Annotated in this window: 22 protein-coding genes; 13 read left to right on the top strand and 9 right to left on the bottom strand. The window is 66.4% G+C overall.

Going from position 1 to position 26087, the window contains the following annotated elements:
- Positions 1 to 11: 11 nt before the first annotated feature.
- On the bottom strand, positions 12 to 1904 hold the full coding sequence (locus tag AB4Z42_RS12275; RefSeq protein ID WP_442009421.1) for an ABC transporter ATP-binding protein: 1893 nt from the start codon (positions 1902 to 1904) through the stop codon (positions 12 to 14).
- Between the two features lie 8 nt (positions 1905 to 1912).
- A complete protein-coding gene (locus AB4Z42_RS12270) occupies positions 1913 to 3640 on the bottom strand; it encodes an ABC transporter ATP-binding protein (protein ID WP_442009420.1) in 1728 nt (575 codons plus the stop codon).
- 114 nt (positions 3641 to 3754) lie between these two features.
- On the opposite strand from AB4Z42_RS12270, the gene AB4Z42_RS12265 reads away from it, so the two are divergent.
- Both AB4Z42_RS12265 and AB4Z42_RS12260 read left to right on the top strand, forming a co-directional pair.
- Positions 3755 to 4336, top strand: coding sequence for a DUF3558 domain-containing protein (locus tag AB4Z42_RS12265; protein ID WP_442009419.1), 582 nt, complete (start codon positions 3755 to 3757; stop codon positions 4334 to 4336).
- The gene (locus tag AB4Z42_RS12260) at positions 4333 to 4884 is read left to right on the top strand and encodes a DUF3558 domain-containing protein (protein WP_442009418.1); all 552 of its coding nucleotides are present in this window, start codon (positions 4333 to 4335) and stop codon (positions 4882 to 4884) included. The genes AB4Z42_RS12265 and AB4Z42_RS12260 overlap by 4 nt, the downstream gene beginning before the upstream one ends.
- A gap of 14 nt (positions 4885 to 4898) precedes the next feature.
- Here the strand turns inward: AB4Z42_RS12260 and AB4Z42_RS12255 are convergent, their stop codons facing one another.
- On the bottom strand, positions 4899 to 5417 hold the full coding sequence (locus AB4Z42_RS12255) for a SixA phosphatase family protein (protein WP_442009417.1): 519 nt from the start codon (positions 5415 to 5417) through the stop codon (positions 4899 to 4901).
- A gap of 87 nt (positions 5418 to 5504) precedes the next feature.
- On the opposite strand from AB4Z42_RS12255, the gene AB4Z42_RS12250 reads away from it, so the two are divergent.
- From AB4Z42_RS12250 to AB4Z42_RS12230, 5 genes are all read left to right on the top strand, one after another.
- Entirely contained in the window at positions 5505 to 6050 is a 546-nt protein-coding gene (locus tag AB4Z42_RS12250; protein ID WP_442009416.1) for a hypothetical protein, read from the top strand.
- Between the two features lie 154 nt (positions 6051 to 6204).
- On the top strand, positions 6205 to 7740 hold the full coding sequence (locus AB4Z42_RS12245; RefSeq protein WP_442009415.1) for a PepSY-associated TM helix domain-containing protein: 1536 nt from the start codon (positions 6205 to 6207) through the stop codon (positions 7738 to 7740).
- Between the two features lie 119 nt (positions 7741 to 7859).
- Positions 7860 to 9008, top strand: a complete 1149-nt coding sequence (locus tag AB4Z42_RS12240) for a metallophosphoesterase family protein (RefSeq protein ID WP_442009414.1) — start codon at positions 7860 to 7862, stop codon at positions 9006 to 9008.
- Entirely contained in the window at positions 9005 to 11626 is a 2622-nt protein-coding gene (locus AB4Z42_RS12235; RefSeq protein WP_442009413.1) for an AAA family ATPase, read from the top strand. Before AB4Z42_RS12240 ends, AB4Z42_RS12235 begins: the two co-directional genes overlap by 4 nt.
- Positions 11627 to 11639: 13 nt before the next feature.
- The gene (locus tag AB4Z42_RS12230) at positions 11640 to 13181 is read left to right on the top strand and encodes a GMC family oxidoreductase (protein ID WP_442009412.1); all 1542 of its coding nucleotides are present in this window, start codon (positions 11640 to 11642) and stop codon (positions 13179 to 13181) included.
- Here the strand turns inward: AB4Z42_RS12230 and AB4Z42_RS12225 are convergent.
- Entirely contained in the window at positions 13178 to 13585 is a 408-nt protein-coding gene (locus AB4Z42_RS12225; RefSeq protein ID WP_442009411.1) for a DUF1622 domain-containing protein, read from the bottom strand. The genes AB4Z42_RS12230 and AB4Z42_RS12225 overlap by 4 nt on opposite strands.
- A gap of 91 nt (positions 13586 to 13676) precedes the next feature.
- On the opposite strand from AB4Z42_RS12225, the gene AB4Z42_RS12220 reads away from it, so the two are divergent.
- Positions 13677 to 14930, top strand: a complete 1254-nt coding sequence (locus AB4Z42_RS12220; protein WP_442009410.1) for an alpha/beta fold hydrolase — start codon at positions 13677 to 13679, stop codon at positions 14928 to 14930.
- Here the strand turns inward: AB4Z42_RS12220 and AB4Z42_RS12215 are convergent.
- Genes AB4Z42_RS12215 through AB4Z42_RS12200 form a run of 4 tightly spaced genes read right to left on the bottom strand, consistent with a single transcriptional unit; the run spans position 14920 to position 20346 of the window.
- Entirely contained in the window at positions 14920 to 16599 is a 1680-nt protein-coding gene (locus AB4Z42_RS12215) for an ABC transporter family substrate-binding protein (RefSeq protein WP_442009409.1), read from the bottom strand. The genes AB4Z42_RS12220 and AB4Z42_RS12215 overlap by 11 nt on opposite strands.
- Positions 16600 to 16610: 11 nt before the next feature.
- Positions 16611 to 18446: a dipeptide ABC transporter ATP-binding protein gene (locus AB4Z42_RS12210; protein WP_442009408.1), complete on the bottom strand. Its 1836-nt coding sequence runs from the start codon at positions 18444 to 18446 to the stop codon at positions 16611 to 16613.
- A complete protein-coding gene (locus AB4Z42_RS12205) occupies positions 18443 to 19372 on the bottom strand; it encodes an ABC transporter permease (protein WP_442009407.1) in 930 nt (309 codons plus the stop codon). Before AB4Z42_RS12205 ends, AB4Z42_RS12210 begins: the two co-directional genes overlap by 4 nt.
- Complete coding sequence (locus AB4Z42_RS12200; RefSeq protein ID WP_442009581.1) at positions 19369 to 20346, bottom strand: ABC transporter permease; 978 nt, start codon at positions 20344 to 20346, stop codon at positions 19369 to 19371. The genes AB4Z42_RS12205 and AB4Z42_RS12200 overlap by 4 nt, the downstream gene beginning before the upstream one ends.
- A gap of 183 nt (positions 20347 to 20529) precedes the next feature.
- On the opposite strand from AB4Z42_RS12200, the gene AB4Z42_RS12195 reads away from it, so the two are divergent.
- Both AB4Z42_RS12195 and AB4Z42_RS12190 read left to right on the top strand, forming a co-directional pair.
- Positions 20530 to 20796 carry a hypothetical protein gene (locus AB4Z42_RS12195; RefSeq protein WP_442009406.1) on the top strand — a complete coding sequence of 89 codons (267 nt, stop codon included), beginning with the start codon at positions 20530 to 20532 and terminating at the stop codon, positions 20794 to 20796.
- Positions 20797 to 20920: 124 nt separating this feature from the next.
- Complete coding sequence (locus tag AB4Z42_RS12190; RefSeq protein WP_442009405.1) at positions 20921 to 21154, top strand: hypothetical protein; 234 nt, start codon at positions 20921 to 20923, stop codon at positions 21152 to 21154.
- Positions 21155 to 21157: 3 nt separating this feature from the next.
- Here the strand turns inward: AB4Z42_RS12190 and AB4Z42_RS12185 are convergent, their stop codons facing one another.
- Entirely contained in the window at positions 21158 to 21694 is a 537-nt protein-coding gene (locus AB4Z42_RS12185; protein ID WP_442009404.1) for a hypothetical protein, read from the bottom strand.
- Between the two features lie 184 nt (positions 21695 to 21878).
- Between AB4Z42_RS12185 and AB4Z42_RS12180 the strand changes: the two genes are divergently transcribed.
- The 3 genes from AB4Z42_RS12180 to AB4Z42_RS12170 are packed head-to-tail and all read left to right on the top strand — an operon-like array spanning position 21879 to position 26063.
- Positions 21879 to 22583: a response regulator transcription factor gene (locus AB4Z42_RS12180; protein ID WP_442009580.1), complete on the top strand. Its 705-nt coding sequence runs from the start codon at positions 21879 to 21881 to the stop codon at positions 22581 to 22583.
- Positions 22561 to 24138: a sensor histidine kinase gene (locus AB4Z42_RS12175; RefSeq protein WP_442009403.1), complete on the top strand. Its 1578-nt coding sequence runs from the start codon at positions 22561 to 22563 to the stop codon at positions 24136 to 24138. Before AB4Z42_RS12180 ends, AB4Z42_RS12175 begins: the two co-directional genes overlap by 23 nt.
- 23 nt (positions 24139 to 24161) lie before the next feature.
- Positions 24162 to 26063, top strand: coding sequence for a glycosyltransferase family 39 protein (locus AB4Z42_RS12170; RefSeq protein ID WP_442009402.1), 1902 nt, complete (start codon positions 24162 to 24164; stop codon positions 26061 to 26063).
- Positions 26064 to 26087 lie beyond the last annotated feature (24 nt).

Genomic DNA, 26087 nt, shown 5'->3' with positions numbered 1-26087 from the left:
GACTACGGCGACTAGGCCTGCGTCATCAGCCAATAAGCGCCACGCTTAGCCATCAGCTCGGCGTGGTTGCCGTTTTCGACGATGCGGCCTGCCTCGAGGACGACAATGACGTCGGCGTCGCGGATCGTCGAAAGCCGGTGCGCGATGATGAAACTCGTCCGGTCGCGACGGAGTTCGGCCATCGCCTGTTGGATGAGCAGCTCGGTGCGGGTGTCCACCGAGCTGGTCGCCTCGTCGAGAACCAACACGTGCGGACTCGACAGCGCGGCACGGGCGATCGTGATGAGCTGCTTCTCGCCGGCGCTGACGTTTCCGCCGTCGTCTCTGACCCACGTCTGGTATCCGTCGGGCAGCTGGTGCACGAACCGGTCGACGTAGGCGGCGGTGGCAGCCTCGGTCACCTCGTCCTCACTGGCATCCGGCCGGCCGTAGGCGATGTTGTCGTAGATGGTGCCGCCGAACAGCCAGGTGTCCTGCAGCACCATGCCGATGCGAGACCGCAGCGACTGGCGGCTCACGGTGGCGATGTCCACTCCGTCCACCAGGATCTGGCCGGAATCGACCTCGTAGAACCGCATCAGCAGGTTCACCAGCGTCGTCTTGCCCGCGCCCGTCGGCCCGACGATGGCCACAGTGGTTCCCGGTTCGGCGACCAGGGACAGATCATTGATCACGGGTGTGCCGGGGCGGTAGCTGAACGTGACGTTTCTGAACTCCACCCGGCCGGGGCTTCTGTCGGGGGGGTGGGGCATCGGCGCGGGCTCTGGAGACTCCTCCTCGGCATCGAGGAGGTCGAACACCCGTTCCGCGCTGGCCACCCCCGATTGCAGTGTGTTGTACATGCCTGCGACCTGGGTCAGCGGCTGGTTGAACTGGCGGACGTACTGGATGAAGGCCTGGATGCCGCCGAGGGTGATCTGACCTGTCGCGACTTGAAGACCGCCGACCACCGCCACCGCGACGTAACTGATGTTGCCGATGAACACCGTCGCCGGCGACACCAGGCCCGAAAAGAACTGCGCCCCATAGCTGCTCTGGTACACATCGTCGTTGAACTCGCTGAACTGTTCCTGGGCGTGGGCGCGATGACCGAACGTCTTGACGATGGTGAAACCGCTGTACGTCTCCTCGATGTGCGCGTTGAGTCGGCCGGTGTTGGCCCATTGCGCGACGAACAGCCGCTGGGATCGCCGCGCGATCACCCGCGTCGCCCATAGCGACAGCGGCACCGTGACGATGGTGAGAAGCGTCAGCAGCGGCGAGATGGTCAACATCATCACCAGCACTGCGACGACCGTCAAAACCGATGTCAGCAGCTGACTGATCGTCATCGACAACGACGTCTGGATGTTGTCGACGTCGTTGGTCACCCGGCTCAGCACTTCGCCGCGCTGGCGGGAGTCGAAGTAGGACAACGGCATCCGGTGCACTTTGTTCTCGACATCGGAGCGCAGGGCCACCATCGTGCGCTGCACCGCGACGTTGAGCATCCGGGCCTGCAGCCAGATCAGCAGCGCGGCAACCAGGTACAGGGCCAATGCCAGCAAGAGCGTGCGGCCGACGGCGGCGAAGTCGACACCACGTCCGGGCACCACGTTCATGCCGGACAGCAGATCGGCGAAGGTGTTGTCGCCGCGTGCGCGCGCCGCGGCGACGGCCTGTTCCTTCGTGAGGCCTGCGGGCAACTGGCGGCCGATCACGCCGTTGAACAACAGGTCGGTCGCGTGTCCGAGGATGCGCGGGCCGACGACACCGATCGCGATGCCGCCGACGCCGAGCAGGATGACCGTCGAGGCCAGCGCACGCTGCGGAGTCAGCTGCCTGACCAGTCGGATCGCCGAGCCCTTGAAGTCGCGCGACCGTTCCGTGGGTGCCTGCACCGCGCCACGGATCGGGCGCCCCATCGCTCCGGTCACGATGCGCCGACCGACTGGGAGTCGGCGAACTCGGCGTACTCGGGGCACTCCGTCAACAGCGCATCGTGAGTGCCGACTCCGAGGATGTGGCCGTCGTCGATGACGATGATCTGATCCGCCGCCGACACCGTCGAAATACGCTGGGAGACAATGATGACCGTCGAATCCGCCGACACCTCCCGAAGCGCGGCGCGTACCCGGGCGTCGGTGTGCACATCGAGCGCGGAGAACGCATCGTCGAACAGGTAGACGGCGGGACGGCGGATGACCGCACGTGCGATGGCCAGTCGCTGCCGCTGGCCACCCGAGAAGTTGATACCGCCCTGCGCGACGCGCATCTCCAGTCCGTCTGCGTGGCTGCGCACGAAGTCATCTGCCGCTGCCACCTCCAACGCGCGCCACATCTCGTCCTCGGTGGCACCGGCCTTCCCGTAGCGCAGATTGTCGGCGACGGTGCCGGAGAACAGGTATCCCCGCTGCGGCACCACACCGATCGCCGCCCACAGTTGTTCGGGATCGAAGTCCCGCACGTCGATGCCGTCGATGCGCACCGATCCGGCTGTCACGTCATATAACCGGCAGACCAGCGCCACCAGTGTCGACTTACCGGATCCCGTCGATCCGACGATCGCCGTCGTCGTCCCGGGCCGCGCGGTCAGCGAAATGTCTTGCAGTACAGGAAGCTCGGCGCCCGGATAGCTGAAGGAGGCGCCGTCCAGGCGTATCTCGCCGGCGATGCCCGCAGGCCGCACCGGATTGGGCGGGCTGGTGATCTGCGGCTCGGTGGACAGCACCTCGCCGATGCGGTCCGCGCATACGGATGCGCGGGGGATGATGACGAGGATGAAGGTCGCCAGCAGGACCGCCATCAGGATTTGCATGAAATAGGACAGGAACGCGATCAGCGAACCGACCTGCATCTCGCCGGCATCGATTCGCAAGCCGCCGAACCAGATCAGCGCGACGCTGGAGATGTTGATCACGAGCGTGGTTGCGGGCAACATGAGCGCCTGCCAGCGGCCCGCCTCGACCGCGGTGTCCGCGAGGGCCTCATTGGCCTGCGCGAATCGGTTGCGCTCGAACGGTTCCCGGGCAAACGCACGGATGACGCGGATACCGGCGAGTTGTTCGCGCATGACCCGGTTGATGCCGTCGATCAGGCGTTGCATCCGCCGGAAGATCGGCAGCAGATGCGACACGATCCAGTAGTTGGCGGCCGCCAGGATCGGCACGCTGACCAGAAGCAGCCACGACAGGCCCGCGTCCTGATGGATCGCCATGAAGATGCCGCCGATCGACATGATCGGCGCCGTGATCAGCATGGTGCAGGTCAGCTGCACGAGCAGCTGTATCTGCTGAACGTCGTTCGTGGTCCTGGTCAGCAGTGACGCCGCGCCGAAGCGTGCGGTCTCCTCGGCCGAGAAGCCGGTCACGTGGTGAAAGATCGCCGATCGAAGGTCACGGCCGAAGCTGGTGCCTGCCCGCGACCCGAAGTACACCGCGCCGATCGCGCAGAGCACCTGCAGTGCGGTGACCCCGAGCATGACGCCGCCCAACTCGACGATGATGCGCAGATCGCCCTTGGCGACGCCTTCGTCGATGATCGCTGCGTTGACGGTGGGCAGGTACAGCGATGCCAGCGTGCTGATCAACTGGAACACCGCCACGATCGCGAGCAGCCACCGGTATGGCCGCGCATACTTTCGCAGCAGCGCCCACAACATGTCGCTACTGTCGCATACCTGCCCATTGTCTTGATCGGCAGTGTCGCCTGTGAATTGCATAAATAGGCAGGTCAACCGGCATGTCGGTGGTTGACCTTCTGACCTGCCGCTACAGTGCATGGCGTGACTTCCACGACGCGCGCGGCTCGCAAGAGCCGAAACGCCAAGGCGTTGGCCGTGGCTGCCGCGGCGATCATCCCGTTGATCGCCGCCTGCTCGGATTCGCAGCCGGCGAACCCGGATGTCCCGCAGACCTCGGGGGCTCAGGGAAGTGCCACCCACGGTCCGTTCTTTCCCGAATGTGGCGGGATCAGCGACCAGGAGGTCATTTCGCAGACCCGGGTACCGGGACTGGTCAACACCGCGAAGACCTCGGTGGGATGTCAATGGCTGTCCGGTGGCAGCATCCTGGGCCCGCACTTCTCGTTCACGTGGTTCCGGGGCAGCCCGATTGGGCGCGAACGCAAAACCGAGGAACTGACGCGGTTGAGCGTGGAGGACATCAACATCGAGGGTCACGACGGTTTCATCGCGATCGGTGACGATCCGCTTCTCGGAACCAACCTGTGCGAGATCGGGATCCAGTTCGACGACGACTTCATCGAATGGTCCGTCAGCTACAGCGAGAAGCCGTTCCCGGATGCCTGTGGGGTCGCCAAGGAACTCACCCGCCAGTCGATTGTGAACTCCAAATGAGACTTGTCCGTCGCGCCGCAGGCGCTCTGGTCGTGGCGCTGGCCGCGATGTCCGTCGTCGCAGGGTGCACGAGCACCGTTGACGGCACCGCCACCAAGGCGGGTTCGGGCGACGTGCCCAGGAACAACGACTCCGAACGGCAGTACCCGAATCTGCAGAAGGAGTGCGACGTCCTGACGACGGACATCCTCGCCGAAACGGTGCAGGCGGATCCGCTGGACATCCAGAGCACATTCGTGGGTGCGGTGTGCCGCTGGCAGGCCGCCAACCCCTCGGGGTTGGTCGACATCACCCGGTTCTGGTTCGAGCAGGGCAGTCTGGACAACGAACGCGAAGTGGCCGACAAACTCAATTACCAGGTCGAGAACAAGTCAGTGGCCGGGATCGAATCCATCGTGATGCGCCCGAACGATCCGAGCGGTGCCTGTGGGGTCGCCAGCGATGCCGCAGGTGTGGTCGGGTGGTGGGTCAACCCGCAGACTCCGGGCAGCGATGCCTGCGCGATGGCGCTGAAGTTGATGGAGCTGACGCTGGCCACCCGCGCCTGAGCGCACGGGGACATTCATCTGGGCACGTAGAAGGTGACCAGAGTGGCGCCGTTGACAGCGAGTTCGCTCCAGTCTTCGCCGGTACGCAGCACCGCGATTCCCGAGGTCGGAAACTTCGCGTAGATGCGCGCGGCCGCAGCGTTGTTGCTGCCGTCCGCCGTCGCCAGTCCGAGTGCCACGCCGGACATCGTCGGCTCGTGACCGACGACCAGCAGGGTGTCCACATCGAAGTCGAAGCGTGACGCCACCCGATTGATCTCGTCGATCACGGCGCCGGGCGTCGCGTCATAGAGGCCGTCGACGAACTCCGTCGGTGCGTCGATGCGGGTCCGTTGCAGCGTTTCGCGGGTACGCGTCGCCGTCGAACACAGCACCGCATCCACCGCGGGAGCTTGCGCCCGCAGCCAGTCGCCTGCCAACTCGGCCTCCCGGATACCGCGCGGCGCGAGCGGGCGGTCGTGGTCGGCGACCTCGGGCGGATAGTCCGACTTGGCGTGGCGAAGCAGCAACAGCGTGCGGAAGGTGTCGCTCACGGTCCCACCGTAGATGTGACGCGCGGTTCTGGCGTGGTCAACGGGTCTACTAGGCGACGTAGTAGTCGCAACGGTAGGGTGCGGCGCGTGGGTACGCCGAAGTCACGGGCGCGCTGGGTACGCGGTGCCCTGGTGGGGGCGTCGTCGGCTGTGGTCACGGTCGGCGCTCACGCCGCTGCCGGTGGAGTGGTGCCGCAGGGCGGCAGGCTCATCGTCTCGATGCTGGTGTGCGCAACCGTCGGCGCCGTGCTCGCCATCGCGCCGCTCGAAGGCCGCCGCGGCAGGGTGGCCGGTGTCATCGGCGCGCTCACCGTCGCGCAGTCGCTCGGTCACCTGAGCTTGATGACCTCCGCGGCGCACCATCACGGCGACGGGTTGGGTCTCACGCCGTCGATGGCCGCCGCGCACCTCGCGGCCGCCGCTGTGCTCGGCATCGCGATCACCTCAGTCGAATACCTCTACGTCGTGTGCGCGTCGGTGCTGTCCTGGCTACGACTGTTCGTGACGGCCGCCTCCAGGCCGGTCGCACGGTTGTTGCCGGTGGCGACCGGCGACGTCGTCGCACAGTCGGTGTTGCGTTGCGCGGGCCTCGGTATGCGTGCGCCACCACTGCGCACAGCATTGGCCGCCTAGCGCCCGTCTCCTCACACACCACATCACGAGTTGCCAAGGCTCGTGTGGTGTTTCGAACTCGTTCCATTGCAACGGGTTTCCCCCTTTTCTCGATCTGAACGAAGGAAGTGAATCAGGTGTTCAAGACACCTCTCTTTGTGATCGGCTGTGACCGATGAGTTCGCCGACCGTGGTGAAGCGCCGCGGCGGCGACGCGGCCGTACTCCGGCGGATCTGGCGCCTGCATTTCTGGGTGGGCCTTTTCGCAGCACCGGCTCTGGTGCTGCTCGCGTGTTCCGGGCTGGTGATCCTGTACACCCAACCGCTCAATGACTGGCTGAACCGCGATCTCTACGTCGTCGCGGCGGGACCGGAAACCGTCCCACTCGATGACCAGGTCGCTGTCGCGGCGAACAGCGTGGCGCAGGACTACACCCTCGACGCCGTCACGCCGCCCGCCGCCGCGGACCGGTCGACGCGGGTCGACTTCCTGCCCGCGACGGCGTCGGCTGACGGTGAAGCCAACCTCACCCAGGTCTTCGTCGACCCCTACACCGGGCGATATCTGGGGCAGCGCAGTGAACTGTCCGGGCTCGTCGGGTGGGCCAACCAGCTGCACCGGCTGTTCGGCAATGACGGTACGAAGGTGCACCTGCCATCGCTCGGACACGTCATCGCGCCGTCGTCCTACCCCGATGCGACGATCGGAGTCGGGATCGGAAATCTCTGGATGGAGCTCACTGCGGTATGGATCCTCGTGCTGCTGGCCAGCGGGATCTACCTGTGGTGGCCACGGGCGATCGAAGCCGCGAAGCCGCTGCTGAAGGTCCGCTGGCGCAAAGGTGGCCGGATCCGGTGGCGTGATCTGCATGCGCTCACCGGTGTGGTGATCGCCGTGGTCCTCATCTGTTACGTGCTCTCGGGTCTGACGTGGTCGCGATATTGGGGTGAGAACTGGCGAGCCCTTTCGTCCACCATCGCGCCCTCGACCAAGGTCGATGCGCCGTCGACGCCCGCGACGATGGGCGATTACGACCGGTTGGGTCGACGCATCGCCTGGGCGGCGACCGACGATCCGGTCTACGCATCAGCCGCCGACGGTCCGCTGCCGGCCCGCCTGTCGTTCGCTGACGTCGACGGGATCGCCAAGACCGAGCACATGGTCCCGGGCTACGCGATCTTCCCGCCTTCGGACACGACCGAGGACGGAGAAACGCGGTACGGCAGCTACACCGTGGTCAACGCGTGGCCGCAGAAGCTCTCGGAGCAGCGCACGCTCTATCTCGACCAGTTCACGGGGCAGACGATCACCAACGCGACCGCCGCACAGGACGGTGGGCTCTCCCGGGTGACCAGCTTCGGTATCGCGATGCACATGGGCAACCAGTTCGGATTGCTGACTCGCATCTCGGCGACCATCGCATGTCTGGGAGTGCTTTTAAGTGCGTTGACCGGGCTGCTGATGTGGTGGTGCCGTCGTCCCCCGGGCAGTCGTGGATTGCCGGGTCCGGCCGGCGCGGGCACCCGCGCCGATACGCCAAGGCGCGCCGTCGTCGCGGTGTCGGTCGCTGCAGTTGTTCTCGGACTGTTGTTTCCGGTTTTCGGGGTGTCGCTGCTCGTCGTGCTCGGTTTGGAGGTCGTTTTCGCGACGAGGGATCGGACGCGCGAAACCGTGGCCGACGACGAGGTGCCGGTGGGTTCGATGCAGTAAGGGCGGCCGCGCCGCGCCTCACCGGAGTTGTCGGCGGCCAGACCTACACTCGCGATGCCTGGCAAAGAGACAGGCTGGATGCGGGACTCGCCGCGCGTGAGTAGAAGGGATGGGCCGAGATGCGATTCGTACACACCGCCGACTGGCAGCTCGGCATGACCCGCTACTTCCTCAACGGTGAGGCGCAGCCGCGTTATTCGGCCGCGCGCCGTGATGTCGTGGCCGGCCTGAACCGGGTGGCCGCCGATACCGGAGCCGAGTTCGTGGTCGTGGCGGGCGACGTCTTCGAGCACAACCAACTCGCTCCCCGGGACATCAGCCTGTCGCTGGAGGCGATGCGCGCCATCGGTGTCCCGGTGTATCTGCTGCCGGGCAACCACGATCCGCTGGACGCATCGTCGGTGTACACCAGTCCGCTGTTCGGCGCCGAGTGTCCCGACAACGTGACGGTCCTCGACCGGCCCGGTGTGCACGAGGTACGCCCCGGGCTGCAACTGGTTGCGGCGCCGTGGACCTCCAAGGCGCCGTGCGCAGATCCCGTCGCCTCCGTGCTCGACGACCTGCCTGCCGACGGCGTGGCCCGCATCGTCGTCGGCCACGGCGGCGTCGACATCTTCGTTCCCGACAAGGACCGGCCGTCGCTCATTCGGCTGGCGGCGCTGGAGGCCGCGATCGCCCGTGGCGCCGTGCACTATGTGGCGTTGGGCGACAAGCACTCTCGTATGCAGGTCGGTTCCACGGGCCGCATCTGGTATTCGGGTTCGCCGGAGGTCACCAACTACGACGACATCGAGACCGATCCCGGCCACGTCTTGGTGGTCGACATCGACGAGGCCGATCCTGATTCGGCGGCGCGGGTCGAGCCGCACAAGGTGGGCCGCTGGCGATTCGTGACGCTGCGCCGCTCAGTGGACAACAGCCGCGACATCGCCGATCTGGACCTCAACCTCGACCTGATGCCCGAGAAGGAACGCACCGTCGTGCGGATCGGGCTGACCGGTTCACTGACGGTGACCGACAAGGCCGCACTGGATGCGTGCCTCGACAAGTACGCGCGGCTGTTCGCGGCACTCACGTTGTGGGACAAACAGTCCGACATCGCGGTGACACCCGCCGACGGCGAGTTCAACGACCTCGGAATCGGCGGCTTCGCCGCGGCGGCGATCGACGAGTTGGTCGGTGCGGCCCGGTCAGAGGGCGACGACGCCGACGACGCGCGTGCCGCGCTGGCCCTGCTGCTGCGTCTCGCGGACCGAGGTGTGGCGTGAAACTGCACCGGATGGTCCTGACCAATTACCGCGGCATCACGCACCGGGAGGTCGAGTTCCCCGACCGCGGCGTGGTCGTGGTGAGCGGTGCGAACGAGGTCGGCAAGTCGTCGATGATCGAGGCGCTGGACCTGCTTCTGGAGTCCAAGGACCGGTCGTCGAAGAAAGAGGTCAAAGAGGTCAAGCCGACGCACGCCGACGTCGGCGCCGAGATCACAGCCGAAATCTCCACCGGGCCTTATCGATTCGTGTACCACAAGCGTTTTCACAAGCGGTGTGAGACCGAATTGACGGTGCTGGCGCCACGGCGCGAGCAACTGACCGGCGACGAGGCGCACGACCGGGTCAGGGCGATGCTGGACGAGACCGTCGACACCTGCCTCTGGCAGGCGCAGCGCGTCCTGCAGTCCGCGTCGACCGGGGCGGTGGACCTGTCAGGTTGCGATGCGTTGTCGCGCGCGCTCGACGTGGCCGCAGGCGAGGCCGTCGCAATGTCCGGCGCCGAACCTCTGCTTGTGGACCGGATCGAGACCGAATATCTCGGCTACTTCACCCGGACCGGCCGTCCCACCGGTGAGTGGGCCGCCGCGACGAGCCGCCTGCGGGCCGCCGACGAAGAGCTGGCGCGCTGCGCGGCCGCGATCGCGGAGGTCGACGACGCGGTCCGGCGTCATGCGACGCTGACCGCCGAGCTCGCGCGGCTGGCGGCCGAGCGGACGAGCGCCTCGAAGCAACTCGCGGAAGCCCAGTCCGCTGCCGACGCCGTCGCCGCACTGGCCGGCGAACTCAAGCAGGCCGAGCTGGTCGCGACCGCGGCGGATGCCGCGCGCACCGCGTCGGTCGCCGCGGTCGACGAGCGGCGCAAGCTGCGGGACGGCATCGACGAAAAGGCCGTCGCGATCATCGAGCTCGAAGCCTCGGCCACTGCGGCGGGGGAGGCGCTCACCACCGCCGCCGAGGTCCAGCAGGAGGCCGACGCGCTGGCCGAACAGGCACGGTCGGCGGTGGACACGGCCCGGCAGCGGGCAGAGGTCGCCCGCCGGGCCGTCGACCAGATCGCGGACCGGGACGAAGCCGATCGGGTGGCATCGCTGCTGGCGAAGATCGCTGTGGCGCAACGTGATCTGGAATCCGCCGGTACGGAGCTCGCCGGCATGGCACTGACCGACGAGGGGATGCGCGCCATCGAGGCCGCACGGTCGGCGGTCGATGTGGCGATGGGTCAGGTCGAACTGGTATCGGCCCATGTCGAGTTGGTCGCAGTCGCTGACATCCACGTGCGTCTGGGCGGCGAATCGATCGCCCTTACCGCGGGCGAGACCTGGGCGACGAGTGTCAGCGCTCGGACCGACATCGACGTCCCCGGGGTGCTGACCGCACGCCTGACGCCGGGCACGCCTGCGTCGCAGACACAAGCCAAACTGGATGCCGCGCAAGAGGTTCTGGCGGCGGCGCTGGCGGCCGGCGGGGTCGCCGATATCGGCGCTGCGCGCACCGTGTACCAGCGTCGGCAGCAGTTGACGGCCACCCGGGATCGATTGGGTGCCCGGATCGAGGCACTGACCGGTGACGCATCGGTCGAGGCGCTGCGGACCCGGTTGACCGAGTTGACCGCCCGTCAACCCGTCGCCACCGACCTCTTCGGTGCGGACCCCGGTGCCGCGCGTGCCGAACTCCACGCGGCGACGGCTGCCGTCACCCAGGCCATCACGGACTGCGAGAAGCACCGCAAGGTCGCCGAGGCGGCAGCAAAACAACTGGGGGAGCGCGAGACCCGTGTCGCACTGTTGCGGGACAAACTCGTCACCGAACAGGGCCGGATCACGCTGGCGCGTGACGAGCTGGCGCGACAGCGCGCGATCACCGCCGACGAGCAGCTGGCGGTGACGGCCGAGGTGCATCAGGAAGAGGCGCGTCGCGCGAACGCCCTCGTCGCCGAACTCGGCGGCGAGCTGGCCGCCGCGGCGCCCGACACTGTCGCGGCGGTGCTCGGCGACGCCACCCGTCGCGCCGATGCGGTGGGGCGTGCCCACGATGAGGTAACCGAGGCGTTGCGCGACGTGAAGACGCAGCTGAGGGTGTACGGCGCCGAGGGGCGTAAGGGACAACTGGATGCGGCGGAAACCGAACGCGAGCACGCCGAGGCGGAGCACCTGCGCGTGCAGCGTCGCGCGCGTGCCGCCGAGTTGCTGCGTTCGGTGATCACGCGTCACCGCGACGCCACCCGGTTGCGCTACGTGGACCCGTTCCGCAGCGAGGTGGAAAGACTCGGTCGCCTGGTCTTCGGCACCAGTTTCGAGGTCGAGGTCGACAGCGACCTCAAGATCTGCAGCCGCACCCTGTCAGGGCGCACGGTCCCCTACGAGTCGTTGTCGGGCGGGGCCAAGGAGCAGCTGGGCATCGTGGCACGCCTGGCCGGCGCCGCGCTGGTGGCCAAGGAGGACACCGTCCCGGTGGTGATCGACGATGCGCTGGGGTTCACCGACGCCGATCGCCTCGTGAAGATGGGCGCGGTGTTCAACGCGGTCGGCGGCGAGGGGCAGGTGATCGTGCTGACGTGCAGCCCGCAGCGCTACGCCGCGGTCGACGGTGCCCATCACATCGCGTTGACCGCCTAGCTAGACTCCGGCGATGGACGCCGACTACATCGTTGTGGGAACGGGCTCAGCCGGATCGGTCGTGGCCAATCGCCTCAGTGCGAATCAGTCCGCGGCGGTCGTGGTGCTCGAAGCCGGACCGAAGGACAAAGACAAGTTCATCCACATACCCGCGGGCTTCTCCAAGCTGCTGCGCAGCCCGGTCGATTGGGATTACCTGACGGAGCCGCAGAAGGAGCTCGACGGACGCGAGATCTATTGGCCGCGAGGCAGAATGCTCGGTGGCTCGTCATCGATGAACGCGATGATGTGGGTGCGGGGCTTCGCCGCGGACTACGACGAATGGGGTACCGCTGCCGGTGAGCAGTGGAGCTACGCCCACCTCGAACCGTACCTCCGCCGCATCGAAAGCGGGCCGCTGTCGATCGCGCGTCAGCGAAGCCCACGGGCGTCGACCGCCGCGTGGCTGAGCGCCGTGCAGGAATGCGGCTACCACGTCGAGGAGCCCAATCAAGCTGAGCCGGAAGGCTTCTGCGAAACCCTCGTCACCCAGCGCCGCGGCGCCAGATGGAGCACCGCGGATGCCTACCTGCGGCCTGCACTCAAGCGACCGAACCTGACTCTTTTGACCGAGGCCACCGCCACCAAGGTTCTCTTCGACGGGCACCGTGCCGTCGGCGTCGAGTTCGAGCGCGGCGGAACCAGGCAGGTGGTGCGGGCACGGCGCGAGGTGGTGCTGTGCGGTGGCGCGATCAACAGTCCCCAATTGTTGATGCTCTCCGGAATCGGAGATCGCGATCAGCTGCGCGAGCACGGCATCGACGAGGTCGCACCCTCGCCGGGTGTCGGCAGCAACCTGCTGGATCATCTGGTGGTGCCGCTGGGATTCGACGTACCCAACGACACGCTCTTCGCGGCGGAGAAGCCGCTCGAGCTGTTGAACTATCTCATCCGCCGACGGGGCATGCTCACGTCCAACGTCGGCGAGGCATACGGGTTCGTGAAGAGCCGCGCGGATCTCGAATTGCCCGACCTGGAGCTGATCTTCGCGCCCGCACCGTACTTCGAAGAGGGTCTCGGCGACCCGTATCCGGGCCACGCCGTCGTCATGGGTCCGGTCCTGTTGAAGCCGTACAGCAGCGGCACCGTCACGCTGCGGTCCCCGGATCCGAAGGACAAACCGATCATCGATCCGCGCTATCTCACCGACTCCGCGGGTGCGGACCGCGAAGCGCTGATGGCCGGTCTGCGGATGTGCGCGACGATCGCGAAGTCTCCCGCCCTCAGTGACATCATCGGCTCGATCGCCAGACCGCTGAATGCCACGGTCCTCGACGACGAAACGCTGGAACGGGCGCTGAATTCGTTGTCGCACACGCTTTATCACCCCGTGGGCACCTGCCGGATGGGTGGCGACGAGGACAGCGTTGTCGACCCGCAGCTGCGGGTCCGCGGTGTCGAAGGGCTGCGTGTCGCCGATGCATCGGTGATGCCGACGATCATCCGCGGGCACACCCATGCGCCGAGCGTCCTGATCGGCGAGAAGGCCGCCGACCTGATCGGCTCGGCAGGCTAGGGGTCGGGCTCGGATTGCAGGGACTTGCGAGCCGCGCTGGCCAGCACTTCAGGCCCGGTTCGCAGCGCCTTGCGCCACGGTGCCACACCGTCGATCTCGATTTCGATCGTGAAACTCAGGACCGTCCGGATCAGGACGATCATGCCGAGAATGGCGGCGTCGGTCAGCGACGGCCTCGACGTCACGGTCTTGACGATGTCCGCAGCGACAAGCAATTCGAGGCCGAGAAGAATGGCTCCACCCAGTGACTGCCGCAACGTCGTGAATGCGCGAACGCCGCTACCGGTGCGCTTCCACGTGACTATCGACAGCGCGAATGCGAAGACGAATCCGACGACCATCGACAGAACGCCCAGTACCTCGAACGCCTGCGTAGCCCACTCGAAGAACTTCTCAGTTCGCACGCTGCCTCGGCTCCGGTCTCGCCCGTGGGTGTGATCGATTCGCTCCGCGACTCTATAGAACCTCAGCGCGTGAGGGGCACAATGGACCTCGATGACCATGAGTGCCAGGCGTCGGCGGGCGCACGACAAACTCGCCGCGCTTCCGGGTGTGCGCGCTGTCCGGCGGCCTGTGCGGAAAGGCTCGTCTGACGAGTTCGACCTCTACTACGTGCGGACCGGGCGCAAGACCGCGCATCCGCTGGTTGTCATCCCCGGCGGTCCGGGGGCCGCGTCGGTGGCGTTGTACAGGGGCTTTCGCCGCCGGGCGGCCGCCGAGGGCCTGGACGTGATCATGATCGAGCACCGCGGTGTGGGCATGTCACGGCACGACGATCGCGGCGCCGACCTCCCGCCCGAGGCCCTGACGGTCAATCAGGCCGTCGACGATGTGGCCGCGGTACTCGACGACGCGGGCGTCGACAAGGCGGTCGTCTACGGCACCTCCTACGGCACCTATCTCGCCGCCGGGTTCGGTGTGCGCCACCCCAACCGTGTCCACGCAATGGTCCTCGACTCGCCGGTGCTGTCCGCCCAGGACATCGATGCGGTCCGTGAGACGACGCGTCGGCTGCTCTGGCGGGGCGAAGACCCCGAGACCGCCGAGCTGGCCCACAAGGTGCGGCGGCTGGTCGACGACGATCAGTTCACACCGGCGGCCACGCAGCTGGCCATGGTCGTCTACGGCTTTGGCGGCGCCACACTGCTACAGCGTCAACTGGATCTGCTGCTCACCGGCAGGCGCTGGCTGTGGTCAGGCCTGGCGCTGGCCAGCCGGCTCGTGATGGAGCGCAAGGCGCCGTATCGGAACGAGCCCGACCTGGTCAACCGCATCGCGTACCGCGAGCTCAACTACGGGGCGACGCCGGATGGCAAGCCGTTGGATCCCGCGGAGGCGTACCTCGAAGTCGATTCGGGCACAACGGAATTTGACGCCGAACCCTTCGACCTGATCGCCGAGATGCCGAAATTCACCTGGCCCACCGTGGTGATCTCAGGAGGCCGTGATCTGATCACCCCGCCCGCGGTGGCGCAGCGGGTGGCATCGCTGATCCCGAATTCGGTCCTGGTCAATCTCGCGACCGCCGGCCACAGCATCGTCGATCTGCGCGAGACCGCCGCGTTGCAGATCGTCGACGCCATCTACGACGGCACGCTGGAGCGTCTGCCCGAACAAGAGAGCGCACTGGATTCCAAACCGGCCGGATTGGGCGTCCGGGCATTGATCTGGGGTATCGAGACAGCGGTGGCCCTGGAGTCGGCTGTGCCCGCAGTGGTTCCCCGAACTGTGCGTCGCGCTACTTCATAAAGCCGATTTTTGTGTAGTCCGCATCGGCAAGGCCGAACGCGCCGAAATTCGCCAAATTGTTGCGCACCGCGATGTTTCCGGTCGACTGCGTCAAGGGGAGGCTGAAAACCTCTTCGAAGAGCATCTTGTCTAGCTCGTTGGCGAGCGCTCGCGCCTTCGCGGGATCCAGCTCGCCGACAGTCTCCTCGATCTTGGCATCGATCTCCGGGCTGCTGATCTTGCCGAAGTTGCTCTCCGCATCTGTGCGGTAGATCTGGGTCAGGCTCGCCAGCGGGAATGCGTCACCGCTCCAAGAGAACTGGGCGATGTCGAAGTTACCGACAGTGACGTAGTCGGTGAAGAAGCCCGCCGCGGGCCTGATGTCGAGATCGAGCTTGACGCCGATCTGGGCGAGATTGTTCTGCGCGATCTGTCCGTACTGGCGGGTCCCGAGCGAGTCGAAGAGCACGTCGCGGATCACCAGCTGTTGGCCGTCCTTCTCGCGGAACTGGCCGTTCATCTTCCAGCCCAGCGCATCGAGTTCCTGTTTGGCCTTCTCGGGGTCGAACGCGACGACACCACTGTTGTCCTGGTAGCCCTCCTGGCCGGCGACGTAGATGTGGTTGTTCAGCGGGGCAGGGTTGTCGGCAAGTCCACGCTGGGTCACCGCGGCGATGGTGTTGCGGTCGATGCCCATGGCGACGGCGCGCCGCAGTGCCGGGTCGGCCAGAATCCTGCCTTCAGACCCGTTGAACGTGAAGTGATACCAGCCGAGTCCGGGGGCGCGGCGGATGGAGATCCCGTTGGTCCGGCGCGCGATCTCCATCTCATCGAGGGTGGCCAGACCGGTGGCGTCGATCGTGTTGTTCTGCAACGCGGGAATCCGCGCCGCGTCGTCCAGCACGAGATAGGTGATGGTGTCCAACAGTGGTGCCTGACCCCACCATTTGGGGTTGCGCGTCAACGTGATCCGCTTCGCACCGCGGTCGAGGTTGGAGATGACGAACGGTCCCGCCGACGGTCCCGGCCCATTGAGCTGCGCGCGGTTGAACGCCTCCGGCGTGGCCGTCGAACTCTTCGGCAGCAGCACGGTGCTGCCCGCGAACATGCCCTTCCAATCGGACCAGGGCTTGGAGAATGTGACGACCGCCTGTCGGTCGTCGAGTCCGCGCTCCACCTTCTCGACGCGGTCGCTGCCGTTGGTCGCCGCGATCGCGAATCCCTTGTCCTTACCGCTGGTCGCGTTGATCTGAGACTGGATGTCCTCCCACGTTATCGGAGCGCCGTCGCTCCATACCGCCTTCGGGTTGATCGTGTAGGTGACCACCTGTGGGTCGGTGCCCGTCAGCTCGATGCTCGTGAAGTAGTCCGTGTTGACCGTGGCCGAGCCGTCGGCGGCGATTCGAAATGCGCGCGGCATGGTGGACCGCATGAGCGAGCCGACATCGCCGGTGTTGCCGTCGATGTGAAGTGAGTTGAAGTTCGGCGGGAAGTCGTTGAGTGCCAGCCGGAGGTTGCCGCCCTGACGCAGGTTGGCGACGTCCTGCGGGTTGATGTCGTTGGTGCTGCCGACCTCTGCGGATCCGCCCGCAGAAGGCGCCTCCTGATTGCTGCCGGAGCAGGAGGTCAGGGTCAGCGCAGCGATCACGGTTGCCAGTCCGACGGCCTGAGCGAAGCGTCCGATCTTCATGCGCACCGACTCTAGCGGCGATTGACCTCGGGTTGCGGCACCGCTGCAAGTAAGCGGCGGGTGTAGTCGTGTCGAGGGTCGGTGAAGACCTGGTCCCCGTCGCCCTGTTCGACGATGGTGCCCTTGTACATCACAGCGACCCGGTGGGCGAGATGCTTGACCACCGACAGGTCGTGGGAGACGAAGAGATAGGACAGCTCGAACCGCTGCTGCAGATCCAGCAGGAGATTGATGATGCCCGCCTGGATCGACACGTCGAGCGCCGAAACGGGCTCGTCGAGCGCGAGAATCTTGGGCTGGGTGGCCAGCGCCCGCGCGATGCCGATGCGCTGCTTCTGTCCTCCGGAGAACTCCGCGGGGTACCGCGTGGCATCTTCCCTGCGCAGTCCCACGATGCCGAGCAGCTCGGCTACTCTGTCGTCGATTCGATTCTTGTCGAAGCCGTTGACGCTCAACGGCTCTGACAGAACGTCGAACACGGGGAGCCGAGGGTCCAGCGAGGCGACCGGATCCTGGAACACCACCTGCAGGTCGCAGCGCAGCTCCCGGCGGGTCCGGTTGCTCAGCGTTGCGACGTCGGTACCGAGCACCTCGATCGAACCCGATTGCGGGGTGGTCAGTTCGAGCACCTCGTGCAACGTCGTCGACTTGCCCGACCCGGATTCACCGACGATGCCGAGCGTCCGGCCCTGCTGCAGTTCGAAGCTGACGCCGTCGACCGCGCGCACCTCGCCGACCTGCCTGCGGAACACCACTCCCTTGGTCAGCTTGTACGTCTTGACCAGGTCCCGGACGCGCAGCACGACGGGCCGGTCCGCGGCCGCTGCGATGGCGGGAGGTTCGGTGGATACGCCGTAGATCTGCGCGGCGCTGCGGCCGGCGACGTCGTCGGTCCGGATGCACGCGGCGCGGTGCGTTGGCCCGATCTCGAGGAGGTCCGGTTCGGCGACTCGGCAATCGTCGATCGCCAGCGGACAGCGCGGCTCGAACGGGCAGCCGGGCGGCAATGCGGCCATCGCCGGTGGTGCGCCGGGTATCGGCACCAGCCGTGCGCCCTGCGCGGCATCCAGCCGAGGTACTGAGCCGAGAAGTCCTGCCGTGTAGGGCATTCGGCGGTCGCGGTACAGCTCGTCGACCGGCGCGATCTCGACGGGCCGTCCGGCGTACATCACCAGAGCCCGGTTCGCGAACTCCGCGACCACCCCGAGGTCGTGGGTGATGATCAGCACGCCTGCACCCGTCACGTCGCGCGCGGTCTTGAGGACCTCGAGGATCTGCGCCTGCACCGTGACGTCCAGAGCCGTGGTCGGCTCGTCGCAGATCAGCAGATCGGGATCGTTGGCGATCGCGATCGCGATCACCACGCGCTGTCGTTCGCCGCCGGACAGCTCGTGCGGGAACGACCGCGATCGACGTTCCGGCTGGGCGATCCCGACCAGCTCGAGCAGTTCGATGGCGCGAGAACGCGCGGCGCGCTTCGTGGTGTCGCGTTGATGGATTTCGATCGCTTCGGCGATCTGGTCGCCGACGGTGTAGACGGGCGTGAGCGCCGACATCGGGTCCTGGAACACGGTTCCGATGGTCTTGCCGCGGATCTTCGACATCCGTTCGTCCGACAAGCCGATGAGTTCGTCACCGTGCAACCGGATCGATCCGGACACCGCGGCGTATTCGGGCAGCAGACCGACGACGGCCATCGCGCTCGCCGACTTGCCCGCACCCGATTCGCCGACCAGTGCGACGACCTCGCGCGGATTGACGTCGAAGTTCATGCCGCGCACCGCATTGACGTCGTCGGTGTCGGTGGGGAAGGCGACGGTGAGGTCGCGCACCTCCAGAAGGCTCACTTGCGTGCCTTCCGCCGCCGCAATGCCCGGCTGCCCGGGTCGAGCGCGTCGCGCAGGCCGTCACCGACGAGGTTGGCGCAGAAGATGATCAACACCAGAACACCCGCGGGGAACAGGAAAAGCCACGGGAAGGTGGTCGCCGAGGGAGTGCCGCTGGCGATGAGGGTACCCAGCGAGACGTCGGGCGGCTGGACGCCGAAACCCAGGTAGCTGAGCCCGGTCTCGGCCAGAATGGCCACCCCGACGTTCAGCGCGGTGTCGATGATGATGATCGACGCCACGTTCGGCACGATGTGACGGATGATGATCCGCGAATCGCGGACACCCATATACCGCGCAGCTACGACGAATTCGCGCTCTTTCAGGCTCATCGTCATACCCCGCACGATGCGGGAGCTGATCATCCAGCTGAAGACGGACAGCAGAAAGATCATCCATACGATGTCACCCTTGGTGCGCTGCACGACGATGGTGATGAGCAGGAACGCCGGCACCACCAGCATGAGATCGACGATCCACATCAGGGTGCGGTCGCGCCAGCCGCCGAAATAACCGGCGATCGTCCCTACCGTGGCGGCGATCATCGTGGAGATGAACGCCACACAGACTCCGATGAGCATCGACTTCTGCATTCCGCGCAGGGTTTGGGCCAGCAGATCCTGGCCGAGCGAGTTGGTGCCGAACCAGTGCTCGGTGCCGGGCGGTTGCTGCAGCGCGAAGAAGTCCAGATCGCTGTAGTTGTAGGGCAGCAGCGGCGGTATGGCGTAGCAGCCGATGAACATGAGCGCGAGCAGCACAAGCGAAGCCACCGCCAGCTTGTTACGCCGGAACCGTCGCAGTACGAGGGTGCGCCTCGACGCGAAGGCGGCAACGTCGACGCCGGATTTCGCGGTCGTCGACGAATCAGTGGTGACGGGTTCGGTCATGTCACCCGCACTCTCGGGTCGAGCATCGCGTAGATGACGTCGGAGAGCAGCCCGGCCAACAGGACTGTGACACCGGCGAATACGACGATGGCGGCGATGATGTTGATGTCCTGGGTATTGAGGCCCTGGATGAACCATTCACCCATGCCGTGCCAGCCGAAGATCTTCTCGGTGAACACCGCTCCGGTGAACAGTCCGGCGAAGCTGTAGGCGAACATCGTCGCCATCGGGATGAGTGCGGTGCGTAGCCCGTGTTTGAACAGCGCACGTCGACGGGTCAGTCCCTTGGCGCGGGCGGTCCGAATGAAGTCTTGCCCCAGCACATCCAGCATTGCGTTGCGTTGATACCGGCTGTACCCGGCCATCCCCCCGAGCGCGAGTGTGGCCGTGGGCAGTACCAGATGCTGGAGGCGGTCGACGAACTGATTCCACGCGCCACCGATCGCGTCCGGCGATGTCTCGCCGGTGAATTCGAACAGTTGAACTCCTAACGCGGAATTGACTCCCAGCGCCGACAAGATGAGCAAGGTCGCCATCACGAATGGGGGGGTGCTGATCACCAGCAGCGACAGGGCGGTGATGACGCGATCGCTCAGACGGTACTGACGAATCGCCCCCCATGCGCCGATGATCACACCGGCGACGGTGCCGATGACCGAGCCGAGAACCAGCAGTCGCAGGCTGACGCCGACACGCCGCCACAGCTCGTCCGTCACCGGCTGACCCCCGACGGTGGTGCCGAAATCGCCGTGCAGGACGCCGGACGCCCACAGTCCGTACTGGACCAGGATCGGTTTGTCGAGATTGAGCTCGACTCTCTTCGCCTCGATGACGGCTTCCGGCGGGCGCGGGTTGCGGCTCTGGAGATTCTCGAGGGGATCGAACTGCCAGGACGCGAGAAAGAACACCAGCAACGAAGCCAGCGCCAGCAGGACGACGTAGTTCAGCAGCCGGCGCGCCAGGAAACGCGTCATCCGGTCGGTCCGCATGTCGGCTGCATGCGCACAGGTTATGAGATTCCGGTGGCCGAACTCTGGACAACTCACACGTGGCGTGCAGCGGATGCGCAGATTCGAGGCGTTCAGTGGTTATTGACCTGCAATTCGACGGTGGCCACGCCGAGGTGACAACCGGCAACACAAGAGGGGCCGTGTGACATGCAACGCCAGCAGAAGAGCAAATCCCGTGTCGATCTGAGGCTGTGCGCAGCCACGATCGGCGCCAGCGCCGTGGTCGCGATGACCGCGATCGGCCTGATGGTCGCCCAGGAGCACGACGGCGCTGCGGTGGCGAAATCGAAGCCGATCACCATGGGCGTGACAAGCACGCAGACCACACCGTCCACTGCACCGGCCGTCGGCATGGCCAAGCCGACTATGAAGGGCCCCGCGCCGCTCCCGTCTGAGGAGAACGCCGCCAAGTAAATCGTTTCGTCCGCACGTAGTTCGGTTACCCCTACAGATGTAGGGGCCAAAGTTGACCCCTTTATGCACTGTTCGATGAGCCACGCTCGGAGGTGGCTCCCAAGGACCGAATGGAGTGGTCAAGGTGAAATCGAAGCAGCTGAAACTGGGGGCGGCGACATTAGGGACCAGCGCGCTGCTGGCCATGGGCGCATTCGGGGTGGTGTCCGGAGTCAGTTCCGCCCAGGACGAGCCGCCGGCCCCGCCGAACCCGGAGATCACACTCGGTGAAACCAGCACGTCGACGACGGCACCGACCGAGATTGAGACTTCAATCGCCGTTCCCGAGGTGACGGCCGAGCCGGCCCCGACGGCGTAAAACCTAATTTTGCGGCGGAGGCCCCGGTGGTCCGGCAGGGCTACCGGGGCCGCTCCGTGCATTCACGGTGTTGGCGGTCGCCACTTGGCCTTTTCGGGTGCCCTGGATGGACACCTCCTCGGAGACGACGATCGATCGATCGGCATGCGCCGCGGGCAGGAGTTCGTAGGTCTGGGTGAAGGCGTCCTCGCTGCGCACCGTCACGGCGGTCGGGGAGATCGCGGTCACTCTTCCGATCTGCGTGAGCAACGTGGAAAAGCCGCCCTTTCCGTCGGCGACGACAAGTTCCCCGTGCAGGGCCGGCGATGCGGCGGTCATTTGCGCGGCACTGAATCCGGCACCCGGCGGCCCGAAGGGCATTTCGTGTGCGAACGCCTGCTGGGTATGCGCGCCGGTGGCGGCGTAGATCGCGGCACCGCCGAGTCCTGCGATGACCACGGCCACACCGACGGCTATGACGCTCTCTCGCATGCCCCAGCGCTGCGCGGAGGGCTGCGGCGCACCCCATACGGGTTCCTCGGGCTGCTGATCGATGGACATGCCACCACGCTGCACGATCCACATGTGGGTTGGCTGTGCGCGTGTTCAGGGATTGCACGAATCCGGTGATTCACAGCCGGCGCATAGGCAACACACAGTGGCTGCCCACGGCACTGCCGATAATGGATATGTGGTGAGTTCCAACGGTTCGGCAGTCAATGCCCAGGAGCCCGCGCGCATTGTCATGCGCCGGGCCGACGGTAAGCCCATCCATGTGCTGGTCGTCGACGACGAACCGGTACTCGCCGAGTTGGTGTCCATGGCCCTTCGGTATGAGGGCTGGGAGATCGCGACCGCAGGCGACGGGGCGAGTGCCATCGCCCTGGCCCGCCAGACGCCGCCCGACGTGGTGGTGCTCGACGTGATGCTCCCGGATATGAGCGGGCTGGATGTCCTGCACCGGCTGCGTGAGCAGATCCCCGGCCTGCCGCTGCTGCTACTGACCGCCAAGGATTCGGTGGAAGACCGCATCGCCGGCCTGACCGCGGGCGGCGATGACTACGTGACGAAGCCGTTCAGTATCGAAGAGGTGGTGCTGCGGCTGCGCGCCCTGTTGCGCCGCACCGGGGTCACCAGCGAGTCGGGCGGCGCGAAGGTCGTCGTTGGCGATCTGGTGCTCGACGAGGACAGTCATGAAGTGACCCGCTCGGGTGACTTGATCACGTTGACCGCGACGGAATTCGAGTTGTTGCGGTTCATGATGCGCAACTCCAAGCGGGTACTGAGCAAGGCCCAGATCCTCGACCGTGTGTGGAGCTATGACTTCGGCGGGCGGTCCAACATCGTCGAGCTGTACGTCTCGTATCTGCGCAAGAAGATCGACAATGGGCGCGAACCGATGATCCATACGCTGCGCGGCGCCGGTTATGTCCTCAAGCCCACGCGGTGAGGGCAAGCTGACACGCTTGCGCTCGCCGCGGACGTGGTCGCTTCGGACACGGCTGCTCGTCTCCCAGGTCATTCTGCTGGCCTTGGTGTGCGCCGGCATCGGTGTCGGCACGATCATTGCGCTGCAACACTTTCTGACCGACCAGCTGGACGAAAGGCTGGCCGAGGCGGGCAGGCGTTCTGCGGGCCTATTCGAATTCGGTCCACCCCCACCGCCGGCGGGGTTCCCCGGTCCACCTGGATTTCCCAGACGGATCATGATCCGTGACGATCTCGGGCCGGGTCCGTCCTTCCTCAACGCGCCCGGGCAGGCCGCCGGCACCGTCGGCGCGGTGATTTCGCACGGAACGCCGGAGAATGCGGGTGTCATCACCGCCGACGGCACCCGCAGTGAGATCAGCTCCGGCGCAGCGCAACAACTGGCCCACATCGAGCCCCATCAACCGCCGACGACCGTCGCGCTCGACGGGCTCGGCCGCTACCGCGTGATCGCGATGCGCGCGCACAGCCCCGGAGAGACCATCGTCACGGGCCTGCCCACCTCCGAAGTGGACGACACCCTGATCACCGTGGCGATCGTCTTCAGCGTGGTGGGCGCCACGGCACTGGTCGGCGGGACGACGGCGGGAATCCTGATCATCCGGCGCCAACTCGCGCCGCTGTCAACGGTTTCCGCCGCGGCTAGGCAGGTGGCCGACCTGGAGCTCGACCGCGGCGAGGTTCGGCTGCCGACACCGATCGTGAAGGTGGACCCCGCAGGCGCACATACCGAAATCGGACAGCTCGGCTCCGCACTGAACCGAATGCTCGACCGAATCGCGGGCGCGTTGTCCGCGCGCCACGCCAGCGAAACCCGGGTGCGTCAATTCGTCGCGGACGCCAGTCATGAACTGCGCACACCGCTTGCGGCGATCCGCGGGTACACCGAACTGGCGCAGCGCAAGCGCAGCGATGTGCCCGACGACGTCGCGCATGCGATGAGCCGCGTGGAGTCCGAGACCGAGCGGATGACACAACTCGTCGAGGACATGCTCCTGCTCGCCCGCCTGGACACCGGCAGGCCGCTGCAACAAGAGCAGGTGGACCTCTCGCGTCTGGTCGTCGACACCGTCAGTGACGCCCACGTCGCCGGACCCGATCATCAGTGGTCGCTCGACCTCCCCGACGAACCGGTCGTCGTGACAGGCGATGAAGCACGCCTCCACCAGGTGTTGGCCAACCTGCTCGCCAACGCGCGTACCCACACCCCGCCGGACACATCGGTGACCACGTCGTTGGAGAGCTCGGGTGGCGATGTCGTGCTCACGGTGGCCGACGACGGGCCCGGCATCCCGGAGTGGCTGCAGCCCGAGATCTTCGAACGGTTCGCCAGGGGTGATACGTCGCGCTCCCGGCGCGGGGGAAGCACGGGGCTGGGGCTCGCGATCGTCGCGGCGGTCGTCAAGGCTCACCGGGGCGTCATCGACGTGCGCAGCGGGCCCGGCTCAACCGTCTTCACTGTGACATTGCCGAGCAATTCACAGACAAGCCACAGCGCGGGCCAATCCTGGACATAGCCGGTCCGGACAGGATCGTGTCAGTGACATCGACCCTGGCCATTCCTCGCGAGCTGGGCTCCCGCGGCGGCCGGGGTGCTGAGCAGGCCCCGACGCGCCTCCAAAAGGCGCGCGTCACCGTCGTCACGCGGGCGGGCCTGCCACTTCTGCTGGCGGCGACCGCGGTGCTGTACCTGTGGAATCTCTCCGAGAGCGGGTGGGCGAACGCCTACTACACGGCGGCGGTTCAGGCAGGCTCGAGCAACTGGACCGCGATGCTGTTCGGGTCCAGCGATCCGGCGAACGCGATCAGCGTCGACAAGACGCCCGCGGCATTGTGGGTCATGGACGTGTCCGTCCGGCTGTTCGGACTGAACTCATGGAGCCTGTTGGTGCCCCAGGCGCTCGAAGGGGTCGCGGCCGTCGGACTGCTCTATGCCGCTGTTCGCCGCGTGGCCGGACCCGGTGCCGGACTCTTGGCAGGCGCGGTGCTCGCGGCGACGCCGGCCGCGGCGTTGATCTTCCGTTTCAACAATCCGGATGCGCTGTTGGTGTTGCTGTTGGTCGCCGCCGCGTATTGCGTGCAGCGCGCGTGTGAAAAAGACGCCAGCCGTTGGTGGTTGGTGGCTGCGGGCGTTGCGGTCGGATTCGGCTTCCTTGCCAAGATGCTCCAGGCGTTCCTGGTGCTTCCCGGCTTCGCAGCTGCGTATCTCGCCGCCGGGCACCGCCCGCTGACGCGCCGAGTCGTCGATCTGTTTCTCGCCGCGACGGCGATGGTGATCTCGGCAGGGTGGTACCTCGCGCTCGTCGAGCTCTGGCCGGCGTCCTCGCGGCCGTACGTCGGAGGTTCGCAACACAACAGCATCGTCGAATTGACGTTGGGCTACAACGGGTTAGGCCGGTTGACCGGCAATGAGCCCGGCGGGCTCGGCAATCCGAACCATGACGCGGGACTGGGCCGTTTGTTCGGCACGGGAATGGGGCTCGACATCGCATGGTTGGTGCCCGCCGCGATCATCTGCCTCGCGGCCGGTCTGATCCTCACGCGGCGCGCACCACGCACCGATCGAATGCGGGCGGCGCTGATCGTCTGGGGCGGATGGCTGCTCGTGTCTGCGGCGGTCTTCAGCTTCGCCAGCGGCATCGTGCATGCCTATTACACGGTGGCGCTCGCCCCCGCGATCGGGGCGTGCATAGGCATCGGCGGAATAGTGCTGTGGCAGAACAGGTCCGATATTCGCGCCGCGACCGCGCTGTCCGGGGCGGCACTCGTCACCACCATCCTCGCCGCGGTGTTGCTGTCCCGGCACACCGAGTGGATCCCGTGGCTGCGGGCAGCTGTCGCGGTCGGGGGAGTGGGCGCGGCCGTACTCCTGCTCGTCTCGGGCCGGCTGGCGCCTGCGGTGGCGCGATCGGTCGCGGCGCTGGCGATCGTGTCGTGTCTGGCCGCGCCTGCGGCGTTCTCGATCGCGACCGCGGCATCGTCCCACACCGGGGCGATACCGAGCGTCGGCCCTTCACATCGTGTATCGGGCGGTGCGATGATCGGGCCGCCCGGGCTGCTCGACTCGCCGACGCCCCGATCTGGGCTGTCGGACATCCTCGCCCGCGACGCCGGCGACTACACGTGGGCGGCGGCGGTCATCGGTTCCAACAACGCCGCGGGATATCAGCTGGCGAGCGGCGCTCCTGTGATGGCGGTCGGGGGCTTCAACGGCACCGATCCCTCGCCGACGCTCGACCAGTTCCAGCACTACGTCACCGCACGGCAGATCCATTACTTCATCCGCGACCGAATGATGACGATGACCGGTCACTGGGGATCGTCGGGCGGCGGCAGCCACCAGGCCGCGGACATCGCGGAATGGGTGGAGACCCACTACACACCACTGGTCGCCGACCGCGCGGTCGTCTACGACCTCACCAAGCCGCCAAAGGATTCATAGCTCGCATACAGCCTGGCCCAACGG

Origin of the sequence: Mycobacterium sp. 2YAF39 (genome assembly GCF_052114565.1) — a bacterium.
In the GTDB taxonomy this organism is placed as follows: Bacteria; Actinomycetota; Actinomycetes; order Mycobacteriales; family Mycobacteriaceae; genus Mycobacterium.
Note: the sequence above shows the minus strand (reverse complement) of the source record. Positions and strands in the feature narration are given on the sequence as shown.

Excerpts from the sequence above, each read along its gene's own strand:
- AB4Z42_RS12180 (WP_442009580.1), top strand. The coding sequence starts at position 21,879 with ATGCGCCGGGCCGACGGTAAGCCCATCCATGTGCTGGTCGTCGACGAC.
- AB4Z42_RS12175 (WP_442009403.1), top strand. The coding sequence starts at position 22,561 with ATGTCCTCAAGCCCACGCGGTGAGGGCAAGCTGACACGCTTGCGCTCG.
- AB4Z42_RS12185 (WP_442009404.1), bottom strand. The coding sequence starts at position 21,694 with ATGTCCATCGATCAGCAGCCCGAGGAACCCGTATGGGGTGCGCCGCAG.
- AB4Z42_RS12215 (WP_442009409.1), bottom strand. The coding sequence starts at position 16,599 with ATGAAGATCGGACGCTTCGCTCAGGCCGTCGGACTGGCAACCGTGATC.
- AB4Z42_RS12260 (WP_442009418.1), top strand. The coding sequence starts at position 4,333 with ATGAGACTTGTCCGTCGCGCCGCAGGCGCTCTGGTCGTGGCGCTGGCC.
- AB4Z42_RS12245 (WP_442009415.1), top strand. The coding sequence starts at position 6,205 with ATGAGTTCGCCGACCGTGGTGAAGCGCCGCGGCGGCGACGCGGCCGTA.
- AB4Z42_RS12240 (WP_442009414.1), top strand. The coding sequence starts at position 7,860 with ATGCGATTCGTACACACCGCCGACTGGCAGCTCGGCATGACCCGCTAC.
- AB4Z42_RS12230 (WP_442009412.1), top strand. The coding sequence starts at position 11,640 with ATGGACGCCGACTACATCGTTGTGGGAACGGGCTCAGCCGGATCGGTC.
- AB4Z42_RS12220 (WP_442009410.1), top strand. The coding sequence starts at position 13,677 with ATGACCATGAGTGCCAGGCGTCGGCGGGCGCACGACAAACTCGCCGCG.
- AB4Z42_RS12205 (WP_442009407.1), bottom strand. The coding sequence starts at position 19,372 with ATGACCGAACCCGTCACCACTGATTCGTCGACGACCGCGAAATCCGGC.
- AB4Z42_RS12195 (WP_442009406.1), top strand. The coding sequence starts at position 20,530 with ATGCAACGCCAGCAGAAGAGCAAATCCCGTGTCGATCTGAGGCTGTGC.
- AB4Z42_RS12270 (WP_442009420.1), bottom strand. The coding sequence starts at position 3,640 with ATGTTGTGGGCGCTGCTGCGAAAGTATGCGCGGCCATACCGGTGGCTG.
- AB4Z42_RS12275 (WP_442009421.1), bottom strand. The coding sequence starts at position 1,904 with ATGGGGCGCCCGATCCGTGGCGCGGTGCAGGCACCCACGGAACGGTCG.
- AB4Z42_RS12200 (WP_442009581.1), bottom strand. The coding sequence starts at position 20,346 with ATGACGCGTTTCCTGGCGCGCCGGCTGCTGAACTACGTCGTCCTGCTG.